This window comes from Pararhodospirillum oryzae (assembly GCF_007992075.1).
In the GTDB taxonomy this organism is placed as follows: domain Bacteria; phylum Pseudomonadota; class Alphaproteobacteria; order Rhodospirillales; family Rhodospirillaceae; genus Pararhodospirillum; species Pararhodospirillum oryzae.
Genome location: NZ_BJZO01000119.1, coordinates 1 through 825, shown reverse-complemented (window position 1 = coordinate 825; position 825 = coordinate 1). Strand labels below are relative to the sequence as shown.

The 825-nt window shown below is 76.1% G+C and carries 1 pseudogene; it reads right to left on the bottom strand.

Features of this window, described 5'->3' with window-relative positions:
• Positions 1 to 688 (bottom strand): annotated as a pseudogene (locus ROR02_RS15105) (hypothetical protein); the annotation flags it as partial.
• Positions 689 to 825 lie beyond the last annotated feature (137 nt).

Genomic DNA, 825 nt, shown 5'->3' with positions numbered 1-825 from the left:
CGGGCGGCTCGGCGGGGGCGGGCGAGGCGCCCAGGGCGCTGGCCGTCATCTGGGCACTGAGCGCGGCGGCCAGGGACGGCGCGGTGGCGGGACCCGGACGGGCCGCGGGAGCGGCCGGCCGGGGCTCGGATGGGGTGGGGCGCGGGTCGGGCCGGGTTTCCTCGGAGGCCGCGCGCATGTCCTGGGCGGCCGCCAGCATGAAGCGCAGGGCCTGCAAGGGGCGTTCGACGGCGGCGCGCTCGGACTGGGAAAGACCGGCCCCGGCATCCTCCTCGGGGGGAGGCTCGGGCGGCTCGCCCACGAGGGGGGCCGTGGCCCGGTTGTGGTCGGCCAGGGCCTGGCCCAGGGTGGGGGCAACCGGGCGACGCCCGGCGGCGGGGGAGGACCGAGGCGCGGGGGCGGGGCCGTTGCCCGAAGCGGAGCCGCCCGGGCTCCCCTGGGGGCGGATCAACGGGCGGGTGAGGGCGGCCGGCAGCTCGTCGTCGGGGGGCAGGTCGGCGAAGGGATCAACGTACCCCTCGCCGGGGGTGTCGGGATCAAGGGAGGGCAGCAGGCCGCCCGGCGCCGTGGCCCGGGGGGGCTGCGGGCGCTCGGGAGAAAGGGCCGAGGCCAGGGTCCGGCGGCGCGGGTCGCCCCCCGGCAGATCGTCGCGCGGGGCAGGGCGTCGGGGAGGGGCGCCATCCGCCATGGGCTCGTCCTTTCCTAAGGGTCGGGTTCAAGGCATTCTTGCTGTCAGGGCGAACCGTGCAAGCGTTCTAACCTTTTCCCTTATCGCATTTTCACGTCGTGAAATGGAGACCTTTCGCCAGGGCAATCGGATGAACC